Raw genomic sequence first — 24,891 nt, 5'->3', positions numbered from 1 at the left:
TCACCGGTCTCCCCCGATCCGCAGCTGCGCCACGGCCACCCGCTGCCGGATGCCGAGGGCGATGAACGCGCTGAAGGCGAGTGCCGCCAGCAGCAGGCCGAGCGCGGTCAGGCCGATGGGCAGCCAGGGCAGCACGAAGGCGGCCTCCGGCACCGGCCGGCCGGCGGACGGCGTGAGGATGACCAGCGGGGCCATGGTCGCGCCGACCGCGGCGCCCAGCAGCAGGCCGACGCCGACGCCGATCCCGGCCAGGAAGGTCTGCTCGGCCAGCAGCGCCCGGGCCAGCAGCCGGGGGCTCGCGCCGAGCGTGTGCAGCACGGCGAACTCCCCGAGCCGGTGCCGGGCGGTGGCCCAGACGTCGACGATCAGGCCGACCAGGGCCAGCAGCACCGAGCCGAGCGCCGCGGCGAGCAGCCCCGTGCGGGCCCCCTGCCAGTACGGGTCGCCGGCGGCCCGCTCGGCCACCTCCCGCCGGTCGAGCAGCGTCGTGCCGGTCAGGTCGGCCGCCGCGCGGGCCGCCTCGGCGTGGCCGGCGCCCTCGGTGCCCAGCCACCACTCCGGCACCGGCCGGACCCCGCCCCGGTCCCGGATCAGCCAGTCCGCCGCCGCCGGCAGGTCCAGCAGCACGCCCTCGCCGGTCGCGGACGGCACCGCGTCCAGCTCGCCCACCAGCGTGACCGGCAGCGTCGCGCCGGACAGCACGAGATCGACCGTGTCGCCGACGCGCAGGCTCAACGCGTCGCGTACGGCCGGGGTCATCAGTGCGGGGACCGGCCGGTTCTCGCCGGCCGGCACCACGGCGAAGCGGCTCGGCGGCTGGAACGCGAATCGGCCGCCCTCGCGGTACTCGACCTCCCAGTCGGCCTTCAGCCCGGCGGCCGTGGCCGACGCACCGACCGGTTTGCCCTGGCCGTCGACGGCCACCCACCCGCCGTCCAGCGACGCCGGCCGGGCCGCGCCGTCGGCGCCGACCAGCCGCAGGTCCGACACCTCGAGGCGGTACGCCCGCCCGCGCGCGCTCCCGCCGTCGGCCTCGAAACCGGACAGTCGTAGGGCGCCCTCCCCGGCGGGGACGGCGACGGTGAACGGCGCCGGCCGGCCGTCGCTGCCGCTGCTGCCCGCCGGAAGCCGGAAGGCCAGCCCGTCCGCCCGGGTCAGCAGCACCCAGAGGCCGATCTGGTGCGGCGTGACGGCGTCGCGCACGGGGGTGCGTACCGTGCCGGTGAGCGACCGGGTGCCGGCGGGCAGTTCCAGCCCGCTCGGCGCGCCGCGCGCCCGGGTCAGCCGGTCGAGCAGTGCCGGCGCGGGCTCGTCGGTCAGCCTCTCGTTGAGTCGCAGCACGCCGGCCGCGGCCGCGGCGTCGAGGCTCACCACCGTCGTCGGCAGGTCGGCGCGGCCGAGGCGGATCTCGTCCCGCCAGGCCGGCAGCGCCTCGCGGACGCCGGGCAGTGCGGCGAGCTGACCGGCCCGGCCGTCGGGAGCCGAGCCGGTGCGCTCGACGACCCGCAGGTCGGCGCCGACGGTGTGGTCGGCCTGGTCGGCCTGCGACAGCTCGCCCGTGGTCACCAGCGACCACGCCAGGGTGCTGCCGCCGACGGCGAGGGCGAGCAGCAGCACGGGGCCGGCGTGCGGGCGCCGCCCCGCCTGCCACATACCGAACATGGTCGCGGTCCAGGGTCTGCGGTCGACGAAGCGCTCGGCGAAGCGGGTCGCGGGCGGCAGCAGCCGCAACGCCACGACCGCGCCGGCCAGCACGCCCAGCGTCGGTGCCGCGACCAGCAGCGGGTCCACCCCGAGCCGGCCGGCCGCCCCGGCGACCGGCGACGAGTACTGGCGCAGCTGGGTCCAGGCCAGCACCGCGAAGCCGACCAGCACCAGGTCGAGGCTGGCCCGCTGGACGCTCGCGGCGCGGGTGGGCCGGGACCGGGCCGCCATGTCGGCGACGTAGGTGCCGGCCCCCCGCAACGTCGGGACGACCATCGCGACCAGGCAGCCGGCGGCGGTGGCGGCCGCGGCGGCCCACGTCAGCGTGGTGTTGCCGGCGGCGAGCGTCAGCGGGGTGGCGCCGCCGGTACCCACGTGCCGCAGCGCCTCGCCGGCGATCAGGGGCCCCAGCACGCCGGCGGGCAGGACGACCAGGGCCGCCTCCCGGGCCGCCAGGCCGGCCAGTTGCCGCCGCGCGGCGCCCCGGGCCCTCAGCAGGGCGGTCTGGCCGCGCCGGTCCTCGTGCAGCAGGGCGGCGACGAGCACCAGCGCGTACCCGCCGAGGACGACGATCAGCAGCAGCGGGGTGGCCAGCGAGGAACGGCCCACCAGGTCGGCCCGGGTGACGCGGTCGAGGAGCCGGTCGATCGCCGTGACGGTCTGGCCGGAGGAGCCCAGCCCGGCCGCCTCGGGCACCTCGGCGAGGGCCGCGGTGAGCGCCTGCCGCACGTCGGACAGCCGGCCCGCGCCGGCCGCCGCCGCGAGGTCCGGCTCGACGACCCAGGACGCCGACACCGAGCCCGGGTACGTGGCGACGAAGTCCGCCGGGTCCAGCACGAACGGCCCGTACGAGGTGCCGGCGTCCGCGGCGCTGCCCGCCCCGACCCCGGGTGCCAGCCGCCAGTACGGGTCGGCCGCGTCGCGGGGCCGCCAGGTCCCGACGAGCACCACCGTGCTGGCCTCGTCGGACCGGCGGTCCAGCATCGGCACCCGGTCACCGACGCTCATTCCGAGCACGCCGGCGACCTTCTCCGGCAGGGTGACCTGTAGCGGCGAGGCTCCCGGGGCGGGCCAGGCACCGCCGGTCAGCTCGGCGTGGCGGGGCAGGTCGTCGAGGGCCGCCAGGGTGGCGAAGACGGGGTCGTCGTCGCGGGCCACGGGGCCGAGGTCGCCGGTCAGCTCGCGGCCACCGCCGTAGCGGGCGGCGTCGACGGTGACCGGCGCGCCGCCGAGGCCGGCGGCGAACCCGTCCCGGACGGCCCGGTCCCGGGCGGCGAACTCGGCCGCGTCCCGGCCGGCCGTGCCACTGACCAGGAGGCTGCGCTCCTCGAACGACGCCCCGCTGAGCAGGGCACGCTGGCCCGCCTCGACGGCCCGCCGGTTGTAGTCGGAAAGCCCGGTGACCAACGCGACCGCCACCAGGGCCGCGACCACCGCGGCGAGCAGCAGCCCACGCGCCTCGCGGGCCCGCCTCCACACCAGCTTCATCCGATGCCCTCCCCTGGCCCGCTGTCGGGCCGACGACCAGGGAGAGCGGTGACGTGCCGGGAAAGGTTCGCGCCCGTTACTTGATCGTTATCCGGAGGCGCCCGACCGGTGGGCGGGGCCGGCGACCCGGCGAGGGTGGCGCGGTGCGCGGGTGTGCTTCGATCACCGGATGGAGATCGCCCTCACCGCCCTCATGGTGGCCGTCGTCGCGCTACTCGCCGCCCAGTTGCCGGGCAGGACCGAGCAGGCGCGGACCGCGTACCGGATCGCCGAGATCGAGCGCCGGCTCCGGCTGGTGATGGACCACCTGGGCGTCGTGGACGCCTCGCCCGTGCCGCCGGAGGTGGGGCAGCACCTGGCCCGGGGCGACAAGATCAAGGCGATCGCCGCGTACCGGAAGGCGACCGGCGCGGACCTGCGCTCGGCCAAGGAGGCGGTGGAGGCGTACGGCGACCGCCGGTGACGGCGGACACGCGTCCCGGCGGCGGGCCGGCGGCGTCGGGCGGGCCGGTCAGCGGGGGCGGTCGCGGTCCTTGGAGGGCTGCACGCGCTTCGGCTCGCCGGGCATCTTCGGGTGGTCCGGCGGGTAGGGCATGTCGCCCTGGCCGGCGGTGTCGTCCCGGTCGGCCCACTCCAGCAGCGGGCTGATGTCCCACGCGGTGTCGTCGATGCCGGCGTGCGGATCGCCGCGCTCGGCCAGCCGGGCCGGGACGGTGCGCAGGTCGAAGTCGTCGGGGTCGACGTCGGGCAGCTCGTCCCAGGTGACCGGGGTGGACACGGTGGCCCGGGCGTTGGCCCGCAGCGAGTATGCGCAGGCGATCGTGCGGTCGCGGGCCATCTGGTTGTAGTCGACGAAGACGCGCTCGCCCCGCTGCTCCTTCCACCAGGCGGTGGTCACCAGCTCCGGCCGGCGCCGCTCCAGCTCGCGGGCCAGCGCGATGGTGGCCCGGCGCACCTCGGTGAACGTCCAGCGTGGCGCGATCCGCAGGTAGACGTGCACGCCACGGCCGCCGGAGGTCTTCGGCCAGCCGGTGGCGCCCAGCTCGTCGAGGAGCCCGCGCAGCTCCCCGGCGGCGGAGACCGCGTCGGCGAAGTCGGTGCCGGGCTGCGGGTCGAAGTCGATGCGCAACTCGTCGGGGCGGTCGACGTCGGCGGCACGCACCGGCCACGGGTGGAACACGATGGTGCCCATCTGGGCGGCCCAGGCCACGTGGGCCAGGTCGGCGGGGCAGAGCTCGGCCGCGCTGCGACCGCTCGGGAAGCTGATCGTGGTCGTGCGCACCCAGGGCGGCACGCCCCGGGCGGGCACCCGCTTCTGGAAGAACGCCTCCCCCTCGACGCCCTCCGGGAAGCGCTGCAACGTGGTGGGACGCTCGCGCAGGGCGCGCATGATGCCGTCGCCCACCGCGAGGTAGTAGTGGAAGACGTCGGCCTTGGTGAAGCCGCGCTGCGGGAACATCACCCGGTCGGGGCTGGTCAGCCGGACGTCGTGCCCGGCCACCTCGATCAGTTCGGCCGCAGCCTTCGTGCCACCCATTGCGCGACCATATGCCACACCTCCGACGTCCGACGTACCGTTGGCGGGTGAGTCTTGACGAGAGTGAACTGCCCCGTACCGAGGAAGAGTGGCGGGTCCGGCTCAGCCCGGAGGAGTTCCGGGTGCTGCGGGAGGCCGGCACCGAGCGCCCGTGGACCGGCGAGTACGTCGACACGAAGACGCCCGGGATGTACCACTGCCGGGCCTGCGGCGCGCAGCTCTACCCCAGCGACACGAAGTTCGACTCGCACTGCGGGTGGCCCAGCTTCGACGACGCCATCCCCGGCGCGGTCAAGGAGATCGATGACCGCAGCCTGGGGATGAGCCGCACCGAGATCCGCTGCGCCCGGTGCGACAGCCACCTGGGTCACGTCTTCCGGGGCGAGGGTTTCACCCCGAAGGACACCCGGCACTGCGTCAACTCCGTCTCCATCCGGCTGGAGCCGCGCGCCGGGGCCTGATCCGGCGCCCGGGTTCAGGCCTTCCGGGTTGGGGTCAGCCCGGCCATCAGCGAGACCTGGGCCGTACGCGACCGCTCGACGCGGCCGGCGAAGTCGCCCACGCGCGGGTCGGCGCCGACCTTCTGGTGCGCCCGGGCCAGGTCGGCCGCCGCCTCCTGGTGCGGGACGAGCAGGCCGAGCAGGACGCGGTCGACCTCGCCGTCCGGGGCGGCCCGCAGGCGTGCCATGTCCTCGGCGGCGGTCCCGTGCTGTCCGTGGTCGTGCCGGCGGGCGGCGTCGGCGGCGGCCGGTCCGGCGTCGCGCAGCCAGCCGCGCATCGTGGCGAGTTCGTCGGTCTCGGTGACCTCGATGGCGGCGACGAGGGTGTGCAGCTTCCGGTCGGTCACCCGGTCGCGGCTGAGCCGCACCATCTCCAGCGTCTGCTCGGTGTGTGCCGCCAACATGGCCAGGAAGACCACGTCCAGGCCGTTCATCTCGGTCGCGCTGGCCGCGGCCGGCCCCGGCGGCGCGTGGGCGGGCGACGCCGGGGCGGTCCGTGCGACGCAGCCGGGGACGGTCAGCAGGACGGCGAGCAGGGCGACCGTGGGCAGCCGTCGCATGGCGTACTCCGATCCGGGAGGGGATGACGGGTGCGGGCGCCGGAGGGACGGGCCGCACCCGTCCGGTCAGACCTGCGTCCAGAGCGCCGGCACGTGCGGCGGTTCCCAACCGGGGATCGCGGTGTGCGCCTGCCGGCAGCGGTACGTCAGCCCGCCGTAGGTGACCTGGTCGCCGGCCTGGTAGGCCCGGCCCGCCGTCCAGCTGCCGCCCGGCGCGGGCGGGGTGGTCGGGGCGGCGGTGGGGGTCGGGGTGGGCGACGGGGCCGGCGGGGTCGGGCTCGGGGTGGGCGACGGGTTGCCGCCCCCGCCGACCTGGAGGTCGACGCAGGAGTAGAACGCGTTGGCGGTGTCCGCGATGTTCCACACGGCGAGGACCTTCTGCCGTCCCGGGTAGCCACCCAGGTTGACGGTGTGCGAGACGGTGGCGCCGGGCTGCTGCCCGCTGCCGTTGAAGACGGCCACCCGGGTGCCGCCGATGAAGTACTCCCAGTTGCTGGTGGCGTGCCGGGCGGTGTTGGTCCAGGTGAAGGTGACGGAGCTGCCGACCGAGGTGGCGGGCCAGCCCCGGCTGTCGTCGTTGAGGACGGCGAACTGGGCGATCCCCGCGTGGCAGCTGCGCAGCCCCTTCGGCCCCTCGACGCTCTGCGGCTCGTACTTGATCTGCCCGCAGTCGGGGACCCGCCCCTGGGCGCAGAGCGCCTGGCGGCTCGGCGGGCCGGACACGTAGCCGTGGGCCTGGGCGGGCGCCGCGACGGCGAGTGCGGAGACGACGGCACCCGTCGCCACGAGCGGGATGGTGATTCTTCGACGCATTGGTGGCAGCTCCTTCGGACTTCAGCCTGGTGAGGTGCCATTCAACATAAATTAAAGCTTGTTAACAGTAAAGACTCCTGTCAATAGAAACATCGCGCCTTCTGCACACGCAGGGTGACCGTCAGAGCAGCAACAGGCTGCCCCGCTCGTCCACCCGGTCCGCGGACTCGTCGTCCAGCCAGACGCCACCGGTGGCGAGGTAGCGGAAGCGGTACTCCCCCGGGCCGAGTCGTACGGTGACCGTCCGGGTGCCGTCCCGACGCGGAAGGAGTTCGTGCCGTCCCGGCTCCCAGCCGTTGAAGGAGCCGACCACGCTGACCGGGCCGGGCGGGGTGTCGCGGGGCAGGCTGAAGGTCACCCGCACCTGGTTGCCGAAGAGCTTGTTCCGCTTGATCATGTCGTGTTCCTCCGGGGTCGCGCGCGGTCACCCGGTACAACGCCCGACACGCCGGAGGCGACACGCCGCCACCCCGGAGTGACCTGGGCCGATCCGCCCGCCCGGCCCCGTCCGGTTGCGGCACGCTCGGAGAAACGTGTCGGTTTTCGGGGGGTTCTGTCGTGGCGACGTGCGAGGTCTGCGGTAACGACTACTGGATGGCGTTCGAGGTGCGGACCGTCAGCGGCGACGTGCACACCTTCGACTGCTTCGAGTGCGCCGCGCACAAGCTGGCGCCGATCTGCGAGCACTGCGAGGTCAAGATCGTCGGGCACGGGGTGGAGGTGTCCGGCCGGTTCTTCTGCTGCGCGCACTGCGCCCGCGCGGAGGAGGGCGCCCGGGGCGCCGAGATCCGCGACGCGGTCGGCGCCCGCCCCGCCTGAGGCCGGCGGTCGGCCGGCCGCCGCCATGGCCGCCCGGCCGGCCGGGGCCACCGGCGGCACGCGGGGCAGCGGGGCGGCCGACCCACGGGCCCGGCCTACCATCGGGGAGTGCCACAGCCCCCCGTGCCGAGGACCGCCTCGTTCGCCGAACTCGACGCCCGCACCTTCCACGACCTGCTCCGGCTCCGGATCGACGTGTTCGTGGTGGAGCAGGCGTGCCCGTACCCGGAACTCGACGGGCGCGACGTCGAACCGGGCACCCGCCACCTCTGGCTCGACGACGGCGGCGCGCCCCTGGCGTACCTGCGGATCCTCGCCGACCCGGGCGGCGTGGCGCGGATCGGGCGGGTGGTGGTGGCGCCGAAGGCGCGCGGCGGCGGGCACGCGGGCCGGCTGATGGCCGCGGCGCTGGAGTTGGTCGGCGACCGCCCCTGCGTGCTGGAGGCCCAGTCCCACCTGGTCGGCCTCTACGCCCGTCACGGCTTCGCCGTCGCCGGCCCCGAGTACGTCGAGGACGGCATCCCGCACACCCCGATGCGCCGGGAAGGAATTGACCGAAGCCGATAAATATGACAGCCTCCGGGCAGAGCCGTCGCGGAAGCCACGCAGCGTGCACGGGAGGGGCAACTCCCGGGCCGTCCGGGCGTCGTCGTCCGACCTCTCCTCCCGGGGGCTCCCCATGTCCACTCAACTTCGCACCTCCCGCCTGGCATGGCTGCTCGCCGTCGCGGCGATCGCCGTGCTGCTGCTGACCACGGCCCTGGCCAACCCCGTGTCGGCGCACGGCTCCGTGGTGGACCCGGCGTCACGCAACTACGGCTGCTGGCAGCGCTGGGGCAGCGACTTCCAGAATCCGCGGATGGCCACCGAGGACCCGATGTGCTGGCAGGCCTGGCAGGCCAACCCGAACGCCATGTGGAACTGGAACGGCCTGTTCCGCGAGGGCGTCGCCGGCAACCACCAGGCCGCCATCCCCGACGGCCAGCTCTGCTCCGGCGGCCGGACCGAGGGCGGTCGCTACAACGCCCTCGACACGGTTGGCGCCTGGAAGACCGCCCCGGTCTCCAGCAACTTCCGGGTCCGCCTCTACGACCAGGCCAGTCACGGCGCGGACTACATCCGGGTGTACGTGACCAGGCAGGGCTTCAACGCGCTCACCGAGCCACTGGGCTGGGACGACCTGGAACTGGTCGGCCAGATCGGCAACACCCCGGCGTCGGGGTGGAAGCCGGAGCCCACAGGCGTGTCCATCGAGATCCCGGCGAACGCGCCGGGGCGGACCGGGCGGCACGTCGTCTACACCATCTGGCAGGCCAGCCACCTCGACCAGTCGTACTACCTGTGCAGCGACGTCGACTTCTCCGGCGGGCCGACCAACCCACCGCCGACGACGCCGCCGCCCACCACTCCCCCGCCCACCACTCCCCCGCCGACCACCCCGCCGCCCACGACCCCGCCCCCGGCCGGGGCCTGCACGGCGACCTACCGGATCACCGGGCAGTGGACCGGCGGGTTCCAGGGCGAGGTGACGGTGACCGCCGGTGGCGGGGCCGTCAGGGGCTGGTCCGTGACCTGGACCTACGCCAACGGCCAGCAGGTCACGTCGGCGTGGAACGCGACCGTGACCACCAGCGGCACGCGGGTCGTCGCCCGCAACGCGGAGCACAACGGGTCCCTGGCCCCCGGGGCGAGCACCACGTTCGGCTTCCTCGGCTCGTGGTCCGGCACCAACAGCGTGCCGACACCCACCTGCACGACCGTGGTCTGAGCCGCACCGGAACCCCGGCCGGGGTCGCAGCCCACTCCCTCCGGGCGCGACCCCGGCCGGCCCGACGGCGTGAAGCGGCGGGCAGGCGGGCGTCAGACGAGGCCGTTGACGATGTCGGCGACCGAGCGGCGACGACCGGTGTAGAACGGGATCTCCTCCCGGACGTGCCGGCGGGCGCCGGAGGCCCGCAGGTCACGCATCAGGTCGACGATCCGGTGCAGCTCGTCGGCCTCGAACGCGAGCATCCACTCGTAGTCGCCGAGCGCGAACGAGGCGACCGTGTTGGCCCGTACGTCCGGGTAGCCGCGGGCCATCTTGCCGTGCTCGGCGAGCAGCTCGCGCCGCTCGGCGTCCGGCAGCAGGTACCACTCGTAGGAGCGGACGAACGGGTAGACGCACACGTAGGAGCGCGCCTCCTCGCCGGCCAGGAACGCCGGGATGTGGCTCTTGTTGAACTCCGCCGGCCGGTGCAGCGCCATCTGCGACCAGACCGGCGTGAGCGCCCGACCCAGCGTGGTACGGCGGAACCGCAGGTACGCGTCCTGGAGGTCGTCGCTGGAGGCGGAGTGCCACCAGATCATCAGGTCGGCGTCGGCGCGCAGACCCGAGACGTCGTACGTGCCGCGGACGACCACGTCCTTGCCGGCCAGCTCCGCGAAGAGCGCCTCGACCTCGCCGGTGACGTTGTCGCGCAGCGACGGCAGCGGGCTGCTGGCCCGGTACACCGACCACATCGTGTAGCGGATGCTGTCGTTGAGATCCCGCAGCCGGGCCGCGTTGGTCTGCTCGGTCATGTCCCCGGTCCTCCCAGTGCTGTGATGATCTCCTCGGCCGCCGTCTCGCCGGAGCGGACGCAGATCGGGATGCCCACCCCGTCGTACCCGGCGCCGGCCAGGACCAGGGTCGGATGGCTCGCCCGCAGGGCCGCCCGCGCGGCGGCCACCCGGTCGGCGTGCCCCGGGGTGTACTGCGGCAGCGACCCGCCCCAGCGCTGCACGTGGCCGGCGACCGGTGCGGGCAGCGGCACGCCGAGCACCGCCGACAGCTCCCGGTGCACGGTGGCGGCCAGGTCCTCGTCGGTGCGCTGCACCTGCCGTTCCTCGCCGTAGCGGCCCACGGAGGCGCGGACGAGCGCCAGTCCGTCGGCGCGGCGCAGGTGGCCCCACTTGGTGGTGAAGAAGGTCGACGCCTTGATCAGCAGACCCTCGGTGCCCGGCACCAGGAAGCCGGACAGCTCCGGCAGCTCCGGCTCGGGCAGCGCCAGGGTGACCAGCGCGACGCTGGCGTAGTCCAGCCCGCCGACGCCCTCGGCCACCTGTGGGGCCGGGCCGCCGAGCAGCCGGGCCGCCGGGCGGGCCGGCACGGCCAGCACCACGGCGTCGACGTCGACCGACTCCGCCTCGCGGGTGGGGCCTACGGTCAGCCGCCACCCGGCCCCGGCCGGGGTCAGCTCGCGTACCGCCGCGCCCCGCCGGATCGTCGCCCCGCTGGCCGCCGCCGCGGCCTCGACCAGCGTGCTGAGCCCGCCGGCCAGGGTGCCGAAGACCGGTGCCCCCGGCGCGCGGGGGGCCGCGGCCTGCGCGGCGCGCACCGCGCCCACCAGGGTGTGCTCCACCCGGGCGGAGCGGGCCAGCGCGGGCATCGTGGTGGTCAGGGAGAGGTCGTCGGCCCGGCCGGCGTAGACGCCGCCGAGCATCGGGTCGACCAGCCGGTCGACCACCTCGTCGCCGAACCGGGCCCGGACCAGCGCGCCGACGGAGACGTCCTCGTCCGCGCCGAGCAGCGGACGGCCGGCGTCGACGTCGGCGTCCGCCGCCGGCCGCGCGACCGTGGCCACCCGCTCCAGATCCCCGGGTACGCCGACCAGCGTGCCGCCCGGGATCGGGCGCAGCCCCCCGTCGACGACGAGCGCGGCCTGCCCGACGGTGGGGTGCACGATCCGCTCCCCCAGGCCGAGCCGGCGGACCAGGGCCACGGCGGCGGACTCGCCCCCGGCCGGGTCGCGCATCAGGAACGACTCGGCGCCGAACTCCACAGGTGAGCCGGCCAGCTCCCCGGTGCGCAGCTTGCCGCCGAGCGCGCCGGACTGCTCGTACACCGTGATCTCGGTGCCGGCGGGAGCGCGGTCGCGCAACCGGACCGCGGCGGCCAGCCCGGCGATCCCGCCGCCGACCACCGCCACCCGCCACGGCGCCCGCATGCCGCTCAGCCCCGGTCGCCCGACTCGGCGGACAGCTCGTGCACCAGGGCGACCACCCGGGTCAGCACGTCGGGGTCGGTCTCCGGCAGCACCCCGTGCCCCAGGTTGAACACGTGCCCGGGGGCGGCCCGGCCCTGCTCCAGGATCCGCCGCACCTCGGCCTCGACCACCGGCCACGGCGCGAACAGCACGCACGGGTCGAGGTTGCCCTGCACCGCCCGCTCCGGCCCGATCCGCCGGGTCGCCGCGTCCAGCGGCGTACGCCAGTCGACGCCCACCACGTCGGCGCCGGCCTCGCCCATCGCGCCGAGCAGCTCGCCGGTGCCCACCCCGAAGTGGATCCGGGGCACGCCCGCGTCGGCCAGCCCGGCCAGCACGCCCGCCGAGTGCGGCAGCACGAAGCGGCGGTAGTCGGCCTCCGACAGCGCGCCGGCCCACGAGTCGAAGAGCTGCACCGCGGACACGCCGGCGGCCACCTGCACCCGCAGGAACTCCAACGTCACCTCGGCAAGCCGGCCGCAGAGGGCGTGCCACAGCTCCGGCTGGCCGTACATCATCGCCTTGGTCTTCGCGTGGGTCCGCGACGGGCCGCCCTCGACCAGGTAGCTGGCCAGGGTGAACGGCGCGCCGGCGAAGCCGATCAACGGGGTGTCGCCCAGCTCGGCGACGAGCATCCGGACCGCCTCGTCCACGTACGACACGTCGTCGCGGGTGATCGGCCGGATCCGCTCCACGTCGGTCAGCGTGCGCACGGGCTCGGCGACCACCGGGCCGGTGCCGGGCACGATGTCCAGGTCCACCCCGGCGGCGGCGACCGGCACCACGATGTCGCTGAACAGGATCGCGGCGTCCACGCCGTGCCGGCGTACCGGCTGGAGGGTGATCTCGGTGACCAGGTCGGGGCGGCGGCAGGACTCCAGCATCGCCACGTTGGCCCTGATCGCGCGGTACTCCGGCAGCGACCGGCCGGCCTGGCGCATAAACCAGACGGGGGTGTGCGGGCCGGGCTGACGCCGGCAGGCCCGGACGAAGGGCGAGTCGGCCGGTCCGCCGGGGCGGGGGTCTTCGTCTCGGGCGTCGGCGCCCGTCGTCGTGGTGCTCATCGCGGCCATCGTGCCACGGGGGACGCGACCGGCAGCGGGCAGCGCCGCCTTTTGTGACCCCGGTCAGCCCGCTGGCGGCGGGCACCCACGACATGCCCGCTCCGGGCGGTGGCGGCGGGGCCCGGCCGGCGGTGGCGGCGGCCCCGGCGTGGGACGGCATCGGCGCGCCTCTCGGGCGGGCGGGCGGCCGGCGGCATAGGCTGCCGGCATGGCCCCCCCGATCGCGCTCCCGGAGACCTTCGCCCGCGCGGTCACCGGGCTGCGGTCCGCGGCGCCCCGGTCGGAGATCGTGCTGGAGGAGGTCGGCGCGCCACAGCGCCTCGCCCCGTACGCCTTCGCGCTCTCCGCCACCGTCCTGCGCGACGGCGAGGAGGTGGCCTCCGGGCGGCTGATCCTGCTGCACGACCCGGCCGGTCACGAGGCGTGGCAGGGCACCCTGCGGCTGGTCACCTACGTGACGGCGGAGCTGGAGGTCGACCTGGCCGCCGACCCGCTGCTGCCGGGGGTGGGCTGGACGTGGCTGACCGACGCGCTGGAGGCGCAGGACGCGGAGCACCGGGCGATCGGCGGCACCATCACCCAGACCATGTCGACGCGCTTCGGTGACCTGGCCGGGCCACCCGCCGCCGGCGACATCGAGATCCGCGCCTCCTGGACGCCTGTCGACGACGACCTCGCCCCGCACCTGCTGGCCTGGTGCGCGCTGCTGGCCTCGACCGCCGGGCTTCCCCCGCCCGGGGTGACCGCGCTGCCGGAGCGTCGCCCCGCCGGCGCGGCCTGACCCCGCGACGGGTCACCTCACAGATACTTCTCGGCCTCGTTGCAGACCTTGTCCATGCCCTGGATGGCCCTGTCGTAGGCCGCCTTGTTGCCGTTCGCCGCCGCGGCGAGCGCGGTGGTGAGCTTGTCGAGGCAGTTGGCGATGACCTTCTTCTGCCGGGCCTGCTCGTCCCGGTCGTTGCGGGTGCCGGTGAGGTCCTGCTCGGTGTCGCCGAGCTTGTCCCGGACCGCCTGGAGGTCGGTCTTGAGCTTCTCGATCTCCTTGCCGTTCGCCGTGATGGTGCCGTCGCGCTGGCTGACCTCGCTGGCCATCTTCTTCTCGGTCCGGTCCAGCTCGTTGGTGGTCGACACGAACAGGCCGGTCATCACCCCGCCGAGGACGAAGAGCAGCCCGGCCACGACCGCCAGGACGAGCACCTTGTGGCTCTTGCGGGGGCCGCCGGGGGCGGGGGCACCGAAGGGCGGGGCGGAGCCGGGCGGGGCGGAGCCGGGCGGGGCGGACAACGGCTGCCCGAAGGCCGGCCCGGAGGCCGGGGGGACCGACATCGGCTGCCCGAAGGCCGGCCCGGAGGCCTGACCGGCGTGGGGCGACGCGCTGCCGGGGCCGTAGCCGGGCGACGCCGGCGGCGCGGACTGCGGGTAGCCGGAGGGCCCGGCCGGCGGCGCCGACTGGGGGTAGCCGGCGGACGGGGCCGGGTTGTACTGCTGCGGCGCCGGGGCGTACTGCTGGCCGGCGTCCTGCTGTTCGGGCGTGTACGGGCGCGGGCTGCCGTAGGTGGTGCCGTGCGGGGCGCCGCCCGACGGTGGCTGACCGGGCGCGGCCGGCGGGTACGGCGGGTAGCCCTCCGGCCCGGTCGGTGGTTGGGACATGTCGTTCTTCCTCCACGGGTGCTGGTCCGGCGCGTGAGCCGCCGGGCCGAGGGGGCGGTTGGGCGCTGACGGGGTCAGCAGATCTTGAAACCGTCGCAGGCGACCTTGATCGGTACGGCGAGACCGATCCCCTCGGCGTTGCGGGCCTTGGCGGTGGCGATGCCGACGACCTGCTTGCTGCCGTTGATGACCGGGCCGCCCGAGTTGCCGGGGTTGATCGGGGCGTCGAACTGGATGACCGGGCCCTCGCCGCCGCCGGCCTCGCGGAAGGCGCTCACCACGCCGGTGGTGACGCTGTCCTCCAGGCCGAGCGGCGCGCCGACGACCACGATCTGCTGGCCGGACTTCACGGCGGCGGGCGCCGCGACCAGGCCGGTGAACTTGCCGTTGGTCCGCAGGTGGGCGACGTCGTTGGCCTCGTCGACGCGCACGATGGTCGCCGGGAAGCGCTGATCGGTGCGCTCCAGGAAGACCTCCCGCTCGCCGGTCTGCCAGAGCGCGTCCACCACGTGGTAGTTGGTGAACAGGTTGGTGCCCCCGCCCGCGGCCGGCTTGCCGATCGCGAACGCGGTGCCGGTGGAGTTGCCAGCCCGTACCCGGAACACGCTGGGCAGCACGGCGCTGGCCACGGCCTCCGGGTTGAACGCGGCGCCGGCCTGCTTCTCCAGCGCCCCCGCCCGGGACTCCAGGCCGTCGAGCCGGGTGCCGTCGGCCGCCTGCGCCGCCGCCACCCTGCTGTCGGTGTCGCCCAGCCGGTTCGAGAGCCGGTTGATCTGGTACGCCTGCACGCCCGTCACCACGGCCAGCAGGCCGGCGAGCACGAGCGCGGTGACGGTGAGCCCGCGCCCCTTCGTCGCCGGCACCGGCGTGGCGGGGTACGGCTGGCCCGGCCCGGGGCCCTGGGGGTGGCCGTGGGCGGGCGGCTGGCCGGGGACACCGGGCGGCGTGGACCCGGACGCGGGGGGCCAGCCGGGCCCCGGGGTGGCCCCGGGCGGCGTCGACGGGCCCGGGGCGGTGGACGGCGCGCCGCCGTGTCCCCAGCCGCCGGCGGCGGGGGCCGGGGCGGGCGCGGCGGCGGGGGCGGGCGCGTTGGCCGGGGCCGCGCCCCACTGGCCTGGCTGCGCCGGCGGCGACCAGGCAGGGCGGGAGGCCGGGGGCTGCCCGGGGGCGCCCGGCGGCAGGTACGCGGAGCCGACCGGCTCGATCCGGGGCGGCAGTGGCCCGGGGCGGGCCGTCCCTGGCGGGAACCCGCCGTCGCCCGGTCCCGCCGGGCCCTTGTCCGCCGACCCGTAGCCAGTCATGATCGCCTTGCCCTCCCCGTAGACGCCCCGCTCCGCGCGCGGGACCCTGATGATGCCGTACCCGCGCAACGGCCCGATGGACCGTACCTGCGTCAACGGGCTTTGTCTTCCCCTATGTCCGGCCCCTGAGGGACATCCGGCGGTCGCCCGGCGACACACACCGGACCGGCTTCACCCACCGCGTCGTGTCGCGCACTAGGGTTGTCAGGTGACCGACGAACCACCCCTGCGCCGTCGGCCCGCCGAAAGCCGTACGGGAAACGATGCGCACCACCCGCCGTCGGCCCGACCGGAGCCGGAGGCCGCGGGGACCGAAGCGACCACCGACGGGCCCGTTCCGCTGACCGCCCCGCGCGAGGGCACACCTCAGCCGGCGGCCACGCCTGGCGAGCTGGACGACGTCGTGGCCCGCTTCGCCGCAGGCACCGGCCCCGTCGCCCTCGACGCCGAACGCGCCTCCGGCTACCGCTACAGCCAGCGGGCCTACCTGGTGCAGCTGCGCCGGGCCGGTTCCGGCACGGCGCTGATCGACCCGCTGCCGCTGCCCGACCTGAGCACCCTCGACACGGTGATCGGTGAGGCGGAGTGGGTGCTGCACGCCGCCAGCCAGGATCTGCCCTGCCTGGCCGAGCTGGGGCTGCGGCCCCGCCGGCTGTTCGACACCGAACTGGCCGCCCGGCTGGCCGGATTCGAGCGGGTCGGCCTGGCCGCGCTGACCGAGCAGCTGCTCGGCTACAGCCTGGAGAAGCACCACTCGGCGGCCGACTGGTCGAGCCGCCCGCTGCCGGAGTCCTGGCTGACCTACGCCGCGCTCGACGTGGAGATGCTTGTCGACCTGCGCGACGCGCTCGACGAGGAGCTGGCCCGGCAGGGCAAGTCCGCGTGGGCGGCGGAAGAGTTCGCCGCGCTGGTGCGCACCGGTGCCCGGCCGCCGAGGGTGCGGGCCGAGCCGTGGCGCCGCACGTCCGGCATCCACCGGGTGCGCGGCGCGCGGGCCCAGGCCCGGGTCCGTTCCCTCTGGTACGCGCGGGACCAGATCGCCGCGCGGCGCGACGCCGCCCCGGGGCGGGTGCTGCCGGACTCGGCCATCGTCGCGGCGGCGGAGCTGGATCCGAGGGACGAGAAGACCCTGCTCACCCTGCCCGGCTTCGGTGGCCGCTCGGTACGCCGGCTGGCCCGCACCTGGCTCGCCGCGCTCGACGACGCGCGGCAGCTGCCCGAGGACGCGCTGCCGGTCGCCCCGACGGTCGAGGGTCCCCCGCCGCCGCACCGCTGGGCGGAACGGGACCCGGTGGCGGCGGCCCGGCTGGCCCGCTGCCGGGAGGTGGTGGTCCGGATCGCCAGCGCGCACCAGCTGCCGCCGGAGAACCTGATCGCCCCCGACTCGGTCCGCCGGCTGGCGTGGGTACCCCCGGAGGAGGTCACGGAGGCGGCCGTCGCGGAGACCCTCCGGGGCTTCAACGCCCGCGAGTGGCAGATCACCCTGCTCCTTCCCGCCCTCACGGAGGCCCTCACCGATCCGCCCCCCGCCCCTTGACCCGGCGGTGTGGGGTGGGCCACACGGGGGCGGGTGCCAGTGTTGGTTACTGGCGAGTAGCATCCGGAGGAACACGCCCGTGCCGGCGACCTTCGTCCGGTCCGTAGTGCCGCCTGCCGGCACGCAGGCCGGATCAGGTCGAAGAGGAGGCTCAAGTGCCCCGTGAAGTCCGGGATGTCGTCTTCGTCGACGGCGTCCGTACCCCGTTCGGCAAGGCGGGTGGCATGTACGCCAACACCCGCGCCGACGACCTGGTGATCCGCTGCATCCGCGAGCTGCTGCGCCGTAACCCGCAGCTGCCGCCGGAGCGGGTCGAGGAGGTCGCGATCGCCGCCACCACCCAGATCGGCGACCAGGGCCTCACCATCGGCCGGACCGCCGCCCTGCTGGCGGGCCTGCCCAAGACCGTCCCCGGCTTCGCGATCGACCGGATGTGCGCCGGCGCCATGACCGCGGTGACCACCGTCGCCAGCGGCATCGCCATGGGCGCCTACGACGTCGCCATCGCCGGCGGCGTCGAGCACATGGGCCGCCACCCGATGGGCGAGGGCGTCGACCCCAACCCGCGGATCGTCGCCGAGAAGCTCGTCGACCCGTCCGCGCTGGTCATGGGCGCGACCGCGGAGAACCTGCACGACCGGGTCCCGCACATCACCAAGGCGCGCACCGACGCGTTCGCGCTCGCCTCGCAGCAGAAGACCGCCAAGGCGTACGCCAACGGCAAGCTCCAGGACGACCTGGTGTCCGTGGCGGTCCGCGACGAGGAGAACGCCTGGGGCATGGCCACGGTCGACGAGGCCCCCCGCGACACCTCGCTGGAGAAGCTCGCCACCCTGAAGACCCCGTTCCGCCCGCACGGCAAGGTCACCGCGGGCAACGCGGCCGGCCTGAACGACGGCGCCACCGCCAGCCTGCTCGCCTCCGAGGACGTCGCCCGCGAGCTGGGCCTGCCGGTCGCCATGCGGCTGGTGTCGTTCGGCTTCGTCGGCGTCGAGCCCGAGGTGATGGGCGTCGGCCCGATCCCGTCGACCGAGAAGGCGCTGCGCCTCGCCGGCCTGACCATCGACGACATCGGCCTGTTCGAGCTGAACGAGGCGTTCGCCGTGCAGGTGCTCGCCTTCCTCGACCACTTCGGCATCGCCGACGACGACCCGCGGGTCAACCCGTGGGGCGGCGCGATCGCCATCGGCCACCCACTCGCCTCCTCGGGCGTGCGGCTGATGACCCAGCTCGCCCGGCAGTTCGCCGAGCACCCCGAGGTCCGCTACGGCGTCACCGCCATGTGCATCGGCATCGGCATGGGCGGCACGGTCATCTGGGAGAACCCGCACTGGGAGGGTGGAGACAAGTGAGCGCGCTCGCCGCACCGAACGAGGTCGTCACCCGGGCGCTGCTGCGCCAGGTGAACGTACCGGGGCTGGACCGGCCGGCCGCCCTGATCACCCTGGACAACGGCTTCGACCACACCAAGCCCAACAGCTTCGGCCCGGGCGGCCTGACCAGCCTGGACGAGGCGATCACCGCCGCCCTGGCCGCGAACCCGGCGTTCGTCGCGGTCACCGGCAAGCCGTACGTCTTCTGCGTGGGCGCGGACATCACCAGCCTCCCGCAGCTCGCCGACCGCGAGCAGGCGCTGGAGATCGGGCGGCTCGGCCACCGGGTCTTCGCCCGGCTGAAGGACAGCGAGGTCCCGACCTTCGCCTTCGTCAACGGCGCGGCGATGGGCGGCGGCCTGGAGCTGGCCCTGCACTGCCACTACCGGACGCTCTCCGGCGGGGTGGCGGCGCTGGCGCTGCCCGAGGTCTTCCTCGGCCTGGTCCCCGGTTGGGGCGGCACGCAGCTGCTGCCGAACCTGATCGGCATCCCGGCCGCGACCCAGGTGATCATCCAGAACCCGCTGATGCAGAACAAGATGCTCAAGCCGAAGCAGGCCGCCGAGATGGGCATCGCGGACGTGCTGCTGGAGCCGGCGGACTTCCTGGAGCGGTCCCTGGAGTGGGCGGCCGGCGTCGTCCGGGGCGAGGTCACCGTGACCCGGCCCGAGGTCGACAAGGACATGTGGGCGGGCGTGCTCTACTTCGCCCGGCAGACCCTCGATGCGCGGCTGCACGGCGCGGTCCCGGCCGCGTACAAGGCGCTGGACCTGCTGGAGACGGCGAAGGACGCCGACTTCGCCACCGGCACCGCCGCCGAGGACGAGGCCCTCGCGGACCTGGTCTTCTCCGAGGAGCTGCGCAGCGGCCTCTACGCGTTCGACCTGGCGCAGCGACGGGCCAAGCGGCCGGCCGGCGCGCCGGACAAGGGGCTGGCCCGCCCGGTCACCAAGGTGGGCATCGTCGGCGCCGGCCTGATGGCCAGCCAGCTCGCCCTGCTCTTCGCCCGCCGCCTCCAGGTGCCTGTCGTCATGACCGACCTGGACCAGGCCCGGGTGGACAAGGGCGTCGGCTACGTGCACACCCAGATCGAGAAGGCCGTCAGCAAGGGCCGGATGGACAAGGGTACGGCCGCCAAGCTGTACGGCCTGGTCAGCGGCTCCGTCGACAAGGGCGTCTTCGCGGATGCCGACTTCGTCATCGAGGCGGTCTTCGAGGACCTGGCCGTCAAGAAGCAGGTCTGGGCCGAGCTGGAGAAGATCGTCAAGCCGGAGGCGGTGCTGGCCACCAACACCTCCAGCCTGTCGATCACGGCGATGGCGGAGGAGCTGGAGCACCCCGAGCGGGTGGTCGGCTTCCACTTCTTCAACCCCGTGGCGGTGCTGCCGCTGCTGGAGATCGTCCGGGGCGAGCGCACCGACGACGCCACGCTCGCCACCGCGTTCGCGGTCGGCAAGCAGCTGAAGAAGTCCTCCGTGCTGGTCTCCGACGCCCCGGCGTTCGTGGTCAACCGGCTGCTCACCCGCTTCCTCGGCACCGTCTTCGCCGCCGTGGACGCGGGCACCCCGCTGGACGTGGCCAACAGCGCGCTGGACCCGCTGGGCCTGCCGATGCGCCCGCTCGCCCTGCTCCAGCTCGTCGGGCCGGCCGTCGCGTACCACGTGGGCGGCACCCTGCACGCCGCGTTCCCGGACCGCTTCGGCGTCAGCGAGAACCTCAAGCGGATCGCCGACTCCGGCCAGCCGATCGTCGTCGACGACCAGATCAACGACGAGGTGGCCAAGCTGCTCGTGGTGGGCGACCAGCCGCTCACCGCCGAGCAGGTGCGCCAGAACGCGCTCGACGCGCTGGCGCAGGAGATCCGGCTCATGCTCGACGAGGGCGTCGTCGCCGAGGCGCAGGACATCGACCTGTGCATGATCCTCGGCGCGGGTTGGCCGTTCCACCTGGGCGGCATCACGCCGTACCTGGACCGGACCGGCACCTCGGAGCGGGTGACCGGCCAGCGGTTCCTGCCCCCCGGTGCGGCCAGCCTCCCCGCCTGACAGGTGTAGGGAAGGGCCCCTTCCTGACGCCTTGGGTTCTAGGGATCGTTGCAACGCCTGACCTGATCAGGGGTTGCAGTGTTCGAGATCCGTGGGGATCGCCGGCCGCAGGGAGCGAAGAAGCTTCGCGCGGAGCGTCAGGCATATTTGGATCTTGTGGCGCGGGGTGTAAGTACGAGTGAAGCGTGCCGGCTGGTCGGGATCAATCGCAAGACTGGTCACCGCTGGCGGTACGGCCGCACGATCCAGACGAAGGCCGGGCAGCAGGGAGTACCTCCCGCTGCCCGGTCTTTGGCCGTGGCAGACCGGTTTCTGTCTCAGGCCGAGCGGATCGTGATCGCTGATCGGCTGCGGGAGGGTGCCTCGCAGGCGGCGATCGCCGCTGAGCTGCGGCGTTCGCCAGGCACGATCAGCCGGGAGATCCGCCGCAATCGGCACCCGGACAGCGGTGACTACCGGCCCTACGCAGCCCAGCAACGCGCCGACAGCAGGCGGCCTCGTCCGAAGATCGGCAAAATCACCGCGTGCCCGGCGCTGCGGGAACACGTCCAGGCCATGCTGGATTGCAAGCACAGCCCGGAACAGATCAGCCGTCGGCTGCGCCGTGACTTTCCCGAGCGGAACGAGCTGCACGTGTCACACGAGACGATCTACCAGGCGCTCTACGTCCAGGGCCGTGGCGAACTGCGCCGAGAACTGACCGCCGCGCTGCGCACCGGCCGTGCGGTGCGACGTCCCCGCCGTCAGCCTGGCCAGCGCCAGCCCCGCTTCACCCATCCGATGGTGATGATCAGCGAACGGCCCGCCGAGGCCGACGACCGTGCCGTGCCCGGACATTGGGAAGGCGACCTAATCATCGGCAAGGACAACGGCTCCGCCATCGGCACACTTGTCGAACGCTCCGCCCGCTACGTCCTGCTCGTGCACCTGGGCGCCGGCCGCAGCGCCGACCGGGTCCGCGACGGCCTGCTCACCGCCATGGCCACCCTGCCGCACCATCTGAAACGGTCTCTGACCTGGGACCAAGGCATCGAGATGGCGATGCACCATCAGTTCAGCATCACCGCGCAGATGCCGGTCTACTTCTGCGACCCGCACTCACCCTGGCAACGCGGCTCCAACGAGAACACCAACGGACTGCTGCGCCAGTACTTCCCCAAAGGCACCGACCTGGCCGTCCACAGCCCCGACCACCTCGCCACCGTCGCCGCCGAACTCAACGGCCGCCCACGCAAAACGCTCGGCTGGGACACCCCAGCCGAGCGCCTCGCTAAGCTCCTAGCCGTCACCGACTAGCCAACGCGTTGCAACGACCCCTTGAAACCGCCCGCTATGCGTCAGGAAGGGGCCCTTCCCTACCCCAACGCCCCCCGCGTTCGCGGTGGTTGCCCCGTCCAGCTTGGATGGAGGTGGCCACCGCGTTCGTCGTTGCGGCCGATACGGTCGGGGTCGGGACAGCGGTAGCGTGCCGTGGCTGGCTACGATCACCCGTTCGCACCCTCGCCTGGAGCTGATCATGTCCTCACCGCCGGTCGATCCCTGGTCCGGGCAGCCGGAGCACGACACCCACTACGACTTCCATCCGCCGCGACCGGACGGCTACCCGGCACCGCCCGCCGATGGTTGGGCGTCCCCGCCGGGCGGGCAGCCGCCGGCGGGTGGCGGCTGGCCCACCACGCCGCACCCCCACCCCCCGCAGGCCCAGCCGCATCCCGGACCCACCTCCGCCCAGCCGTACTCCGGACCCACCTCGGGCCAGCCATATCCGGGGCCTGCGTCCGCCCAGCCGTACCCGGGACCCACGTCCGCCCAGCCGCACCCCGGGCCCACCTCGGGCCAGCCGTACCCCGGGCCCACGTCGGCCCAGCCGCATCCCACGCAGCCGTACGGTGGCTATCCCGCGACGCCGCAGGGCGGGTTCCCAGCCAGCCCGTACGCCGGCTACCCGCCCCCTCCCGGCGCGGGCCGGCCGGCCAGGCCCCACCAGCTGGTGCTGTCCCTCGGCATCGTCGGGCTGCTGGTGCTCTGCCTCGGCGGAGGTGGCATCGCCTACCTCGCCTACGAGGGCGACCAGGGCACCGACCCCAGGCCCACGCCGACCGCGTCCCCCACCGCGGCGGCGCCGAGCGCCACGCCGAGCGCCGACACCTCGTCCGAAGCCACCCCGTCGCCGGAGTCCAGCGACGCCCCGCAGATCAGGGTCGTCACGCCGGAGACGCTCGGGGGCCGCCCGAAGAGCACCGAGCCGACCCTGCGGAAGGCCGCCGACGACATGGTCCGCGAGCTGCGGACCTCGGTGCGCGGCGAGACCGGCGTCGCGGGCGCCTTCTACGGCAGCGCCGACGAGCGAAACATGGTCATGGTGATCGCCGCCAGCACCTTCGTGCTCAACCCGGAACGGGAGCTCGACGACGCGGTCAAGGGCATCTCGAAGGACCTGGCCGTCAAGCGGTTGACCACCATCGCCCCCGGGCCGCTCGGCGGCCTGGCCAAGTGCGGCGACGGCGAGTCGGCCGGCGTGCCGCTGGGCGTCTGCGCGTGGGCCGACCACGGCAGCGTCGGGCTCATCGTCATGTTCTTCTCCTCGTCGGCAGCCACGGCGGCGGAGTTCGTCGGCTTCCGCAGCCAGATCGAGCAGAAGTACTGACCACCACCCGCCCGGTGCGCGCCGCCGCCCACGACCGACGCGGGGCGTCGGGCGTGGCCGGGGCCGCACGAATCACCATCTCCCTCGCGCAGACCCGGAGCTGACCGATGTCCTACCCACCCGCCAACTCCTACCCGCCGCCGGACGGCGGGGGCGGCCCGTACGGCTCGTACCCGCCGCCACAGCCCGGCGGATACGGACCGCCACCGGCACAACCCGGCGGGTACGGACCGCCGCCGTCGCAGGCCGGCGGGTACGGACCACCGCCCCAGGCCGGCGGGTACGGGCCACCGCCCCAGGCCGGCGGGTACGGGCCGCCGCCATACGGGGGCCTGTCGGGGGCGTACGGCGGCCCGCCGGCACCGCGGAAGTCGAACGCCGGCAAGATCGTGCTGATCTCGCTCGCCGTGGTGCTGGTGCTCTGCCTGGGCGGCGCGGCGATCGTCGCCTTCGCCGTCAAGGACGACGTCAAGGAGACCGTCGACGCCACCCGGACCCGGGTCGTCGCGCCGGCCACCCTCGCCGGGCGGCCCAGGGCGACGGACCCGACCCTCCAGGCCGGCGCCCGGGAGCTCGAGGCGGAACTCAACAAGACGATCCCCGGCGCCAGCAGCACCGTCGGCGAGTTCTACGGCACCCTCACCGGCAAAGACCTCGTGATGATCGCCGCCGCGTCCGGCTTGAACCCGGACCCGGTCAAGACGCTCGAGGACACCATCAGGGGCGCGCGCACCAGCGACGTACGGCTGGGCGAGATGAAGACCGTGGATCCGGGACCGCTCGGCGGCGAGGCCAAGTGCGGCGACGCCAAGGCGCAGGACGTGCCGCTCGGCGTCTGCGTGTGGAGCGACAAGGGCAGCGTCGGCATGGTCATCATCTACTTCAAGACGGGCCAGCAGGCCCACGCCGAGTTCGCCACCATCCGGGGACAGGTCGAGCAGAAGTCCTGACCCGTACGGCAGCGCGGGGCCCGCCCACGACGGTGGACGGGCCCCTTTCGCGTCAGCCCGCCGTGGCGGCCCGCTCGGCGGCGCTGCGCAGCACGCAGAACTCGTTGCCCTCCGGGTCGGCGAGCACCACCCAGCCCGAACCGTCGGGGCGGCGCTGGTCGGCGACCTGGGTGGCACCGATGCCCACCAGGCGCGCGACCTCCTCGTCCCGGGTCCGGTCCGTGGGCTCCAGGTCGAGGTGGAGGCGGTTCTTCACCTCCTTGCCGTCCGGCACCGCCACGAAGAGCACCTCCGGTCCTCCCGGGGGCAGCAGCATGGCCTCCGGGTCGCCGGGGAAGTCGTCCGGCTGGCGGGAGCAGTCGAAGACCTGCGCCCAGAAGCCGGACAGCGCGTACGTGTCGCGGCAGTCGATGCAGACGTTGTGGATCCGTGCGCTCACGGGTGTTCCTCCTCGATGGTCGTACCCGCCCGCTCCGTCGCGCCTACGCCGAGCGCCCGCTCGGCCTCCCGCGCCCGGGTCCGGCCGGCCGGTTCGAGACGGACGCGCGCCCGACTCTGCACCGACCCGGCCCCGGGGACCTGTGGGAGGAAGACGTGCGGAGTGGTGCCGCCCGGCGCTGGCAGCGCCGCCTCCGGGCCGCCGGAGGCGGCGTCGGCGTGCCGGGCGTACCCGGGCACGGCCGGCCAGGAGCCGGAGAGGGCGTAGGTGTCGTGACAGTCGAAACTGCTGTTGTGGATCCGTGGATACACGGAGTTCCTCCGCTGGGGATGAGGCGCCCCGCGTGCGTGAGGGTCAGCCGGCGAGACGGGGCGCGGAGATCATGACGGTGAACATCGACGCACCCCCCTCCGGTTCTCGAGCTGACGCCGTGATCCTTCCATCGGGCCCGCACTCC

At 74.5% G+C, this 24,891-nt stretch carries 24 protein-coding genes; 12 read left to right on the top strand and 12 right to left on the bottom strand.

Going from position 1 to position 24,891, the window contains the following annotated elements; translation table 11 throughout:
• Nucleotides 1–3,192, bottom strand: coding sequence for an FtsX-like permease family protein (locus ACN27A_RS30420; protein WP_421457926.1), 3,192 nt, complete (start codon nt 3,190–3,192; stop codon nt 1–3).
• Between the two features lie 169 nt (nt 3,193–3,361).
• On the opposite strand from ACN27A_RS30420, the gene ACN27A_RS30415 reads away from it, so the two are divergent.
• Complete coding sequence (locus tag ACN27A_RS30415; protein ID WP_421457925.1) at nt 3,362–3,655, top strand: hypothetical protein; 294 nt, start codon at nt 3,362–3,364, stop codon at nt 3,653–3,655.
• A gap of 48 nt (nt 3,656–3,703) precedes the next feature.
• Here the strand turns inward: ACN27A_RS30415 and ligD are convergent, their stop codons facing one another.
• A complete protein-coding gene (ligD, locus tag ACN27A_RS30410; RefSeq protein WP_421457924.1) occupies nt 3,704–4,729 on the bottom strand; it encodes a non-homologous end-joining DNA ligase in 1,026 nt (341 codons plus the stop codon).
• 47 nt (nt 4,730–4,776) lie between these two features.
• On the opposite strand from ligD, the gene msrB reads away from it, so the two are divergent.
• On the top strand, nt 4,777–5,190 hold the full coding sequence (gene msrB / locus ACN27A_RS30405) for a peptide-methionine (R)-S-oxide reductase MsrB (protein WP_421457923.1): 414 nt from the start codon (nt 4,777–4,779) through the stop codon (nt 5,188–5,190).
• A gap of 14 nt (nt 5,191–5,204) precedes the next feature.
• On the opposite strand, the gene ACN27A_RS30400 is transcribed toward msrB, so the two are convergent.
• The 3 genes from ACN27A_RS30400 to ACN27A_RS30390 all read right to left on the bottom strand — a co-directional run bounded on the left by ACN27A_RS30400 (nt 5,205) and on the right by ACN27A_RS30390 (nt 6,999).
• On the bottom strand, nt 5,205–5,789 hold the full coding sequence (locus ACN27A_RS30400; protein ID WP_421457922.1) for a DUF305 domain-containing protein: 585 nt from the start codon (nt 5,787–5,789) through the stop codon (nt 5,205–5,207).
• A gap of 66 nt (nt 5,790–5,855) precedes the next feature.
• On the bottom strand, nt 5,856–6,602 hold the full coding sequence (locus ACN27A_RS30395) for a lytic polysaccharide monooxygenase (RefSeq protein WP_421457921.1): 747 nt from the start codon (nt 6,600–6,602) through the stop codon (nt 5,856–5,858).
• Nucleotides 6,603–6,723: 121 nt separating this feature from the next.
• Entirely contained in the window at nt 6,724–6,999 is a 276-nt protein-coding gene (locus tag ACN27A_RS30390; RefSeq protein WP_132233095.1) for an isoamylase early set domain-containing protein, read from the bottom strand.
• A 161-nt stretch (nt 7,000–7,160) separates the two neighbouring features.
• On the opposite strand from ACN27A_RS30390, the gene ACN27A_RS30385 reads away from it, so the two are divergent.
• The 3 genes from ACN27A_RS30385 to ACN27A_RS30375 all read left to right on the top strand — a co-directional run bounded on the left by ACN27A_RS30385 (nt 7,161) and on the right by ACN27A_RS30375 (nt 9,189).
• Entirely contained in the window at nt 7,161–7,421 is a 261-nt protein-coding gene (locus tag ACN27A_RS30385) for a Prokaryotic metallothionein (RefSeq protein ID WP_421457920.1), read from the top strand.
• A 108-nt stretch (nt 7,422–7,529) separates the two neighbouring features.
• Nucleotides 7,530–7,988: a GNAT family N-acetyltransferase gene (locus ACN27A_RS30380; protein WP_327030901.1), complete on the top strand. Its 459-nt coding sequence runs from the start codon at nt 7,530–7,532 to the stop codon at nt 7,986–7,988.
• Nucleotides 7,989–8,100: 112 nt separating this feature from the next.
• Nucleotides 8,101–9,189 (top strand): lytic polysaccharide monooxygenase auxiliary activity family 9 protein, encoded by a 1,089-nt coding sequence (locus ACN27A_RS30375; RefSeq protein ID WP_421457919.1) that lies wholly within the window; start codon nt 8,101–8,103, stop codon nt 9,187–9,189.
• Between the two features lie 92 nt (nt 9,190–9,281).
• Here the strand turns inward: ACN27A_RS30375 and hemQ are convergent, their stop codons facing one another.
• From hemQ to hemE, 3 genes are read right to left on the bottom strand one after another with little or no spacing between them, the layout of a single operon-like run.
• Nucleotides 9,282–9,983, bottom strand: a complete 702-nt coding sequence (gene hemQ, locus ACN27A_RS30370; protein ID WP_421457918.1) for a hydrogen peroxide-dependent heme synthase — start codon at nt 9,981–9,983, stop codon at nt 9,282–9,284.
• The gene (gene hemG, locus ACN27A_RS30365) at nt 9,980–11,389 is read right to left on the bottom strand and encodes a protoporphyrinogen oxidase (protein WP_421457917.1); all 1,410 of its coding nucleotides are present in this window, start codon (nt 11,387–11,389) and stop codon (nt 9,980–9,982) included. Before hemG ends, hemQ begins: the two co-directional genes overlap by 4 nt.
• 5 nt (nt 11,390–11,394) lie before the next feature.
• Nucleotides 11,395–12,492 carry a uroporphyrinogen decarboxylase gene (hemE, locus tag ACN27A_RS30360; RefSeq protein ID WP_357578769.1) on the bottom strand — a complete coding sequence of 366 codons (1,098 nt, stop codon included), beginning with the start codon at nt 12,490–12,492 and terminating at the stop codon, nt 11,395–11,397.
• Between the two features lie 208 nt (nt 12,493–12,700).
• Between hemE and ACN27A_RS30355 the strand changes: the two genes are divergently transcribed.
• Nucleotides 12,701–13,273: a DUF3000 domain-containing protein gene (locus ACN27A_RS30355; RefSeq protein WP_357578768.1), complete on the top strand. Its 573-nt coding sequence runs from the start codon at nt 12,701–12,703 to the stop codon at nt 13,271–13,273.
• Nucleotides 13,274–13,290: 17 nt separating this feature from the next.
• Here ACN27A_RS30355 and ACN27A_RS30350 read toward each other — a convergent pair whose 3' ends face one another.
• Entirely contained in the window at nt 13,291–14,142 is an 852-nt protein-coding gene (locus tag ACN27A_RS30350; RefSeq protein WP_421457916.1) for a hypothetical protein, read from the bottom strand.
• A 74-nt stretch (nt 14,143–14,216) separates the two neighbouring features.
• Nucleotides 14,217–15,443: a trypsin-like peptidase domain-containing protein gene (locus ACN27A_RS30345; protein ID WP_421458675.1), complete on the bottom strand. Its 1,227-nt coding sequence runs from the start codon at nt 15,441–15,443 to the stop codon at nt 14,217–14,219.
• A gap of 208 nt (nt 15,444–15,651) precedes the next feature.
• Between ACN27A_RS30345 and ACN27A_RS30340 the strand changes: the two genes are divergently transcribed.
• From ACN27A_RS30340 to ACN27A_RS30315, 6 genes are all read left to right on the top strand, one after another.
• Nucleotides 15,652–16,980, top strand: a complete 1,329-nt coding sequence (locus tag ACN27A_RS30340) for a ribonuclease D (protein WP_421457915.1) — start codon at nt 15,652–15,654, stop codon at nt 16,978–16,980.
• A gap of 155 nt (nt 16,981–17,135) precedes the next feature.
• Nucleotides 17,136–18,332: a thiolase family protein gene (locus ACN27A_RS30335; protein WP_151457454.1), complete on the top strand. Its 1,197-nt coding sequence runs from the start codon at nt 17,136–17,138 to the stop codon at nt 18,330–18,332.
• Complete coding sequence (locus ACN27A_RS30330) at nt 18,329–20,398, top strand: 3-hydroxyacyl-CoA dehydrogenase NAD-binding domain-containing protein (protein WP_132233071.1); 2,070 nt, start codon at nt 18,329–18,331, stop codon at nt 20,396–20,398. The genes ACN27A_RS30335 and ACN27A_RS30330 overlap by 4 nt, the downstream gene beginning before the upstream one ends.
• 147 nt (nt 20,399–20,545) lie before the next feature.
• The gene (locus ACN27A_RS30325; RefSeq protein ID WP_421458673.1) at nt 20,546–21,694 is read left to right on the top strand and encodes an IS30 family transposase; all 1,149 of its coding nucleotides are present in this window, start codon (nt 20,546–20,548) and stop codon (nt 21,692–21,694) included.
• Nucleotides 21,695–21,914: 220 nt separating this feature from the next.
• Nucleotides 21,915–23,045 carry a hypothetical protein gene (locus tag ACN27A_RS30320; RefSeq protein ID WP_421457914.1) on the top strand — a complete coding sequence of 377 codons (1,131 nt, stop codon included), beginning with the start codon at nt 21,915–21,917 and terminating at the stop codon, nt 23,043–23,045.
• Nucleotides 23,046–23,152: 107 nt separating this feature from the next.
• Nucleotides 23,153–23,995, top strand: a complete 843-nt coding sequence (locus ACN27A_RS30315; RefSeq protein WP_421457913.1) for a hypothetical protein — start codon at nt 23,153–23,155, stop codon at nt 23,993–23,995.
• A 52-nt stretch (nt 23,996–24,047) separates the two neighbouring features.
• Here the strand turns inward: ACN27A_RS30315 and ACN27A_RS30310 are convergent, their stop codons facing one another.
• Together ACN27A_RS30310 and ACN27A_RS30305 are read right to left on the bottom strand one after the other, a co-directional pair.
• Nucleotides 24,048–24,434, bottom strand: coding sequence for a VOC family protein (locus ACN27A_RS30310; protein WP_421457912.1), 387 nt, complete (start codon nt 24,432–24,434; stop codon nt 24,048–24,050).
• A complete protein-coding gene (locus ACN27A_RS30305; protein WP_421457911.1) occupies nt 24,431–24,745 on the bottom strand; it encodes a VOC family protein in 315 nt (104 codons plus the stop codon). The genes ACN27A_RS30310 and ACN27A_RS30305 overlap by 4 nt, the downstream gene beginning before the upstream one ends.
• Nucleotides 24,746–24,891 lie beyond the last annotated feature (146 nt).

The organism is Micromonospora sp. WMMD737 (genome assembly GCF_049179055.1).
GTDB lineage: Bacteria > Actinomycetota > Actinomycetes > Mycobacteriales > Micromonosporaceae > Micromonospora > Micromonospora reichwaldensis.
Note: the sequence above shows the minus strand (reverse complement) of the source record. Positions and strands in the feature narration are given on the sequence as shown.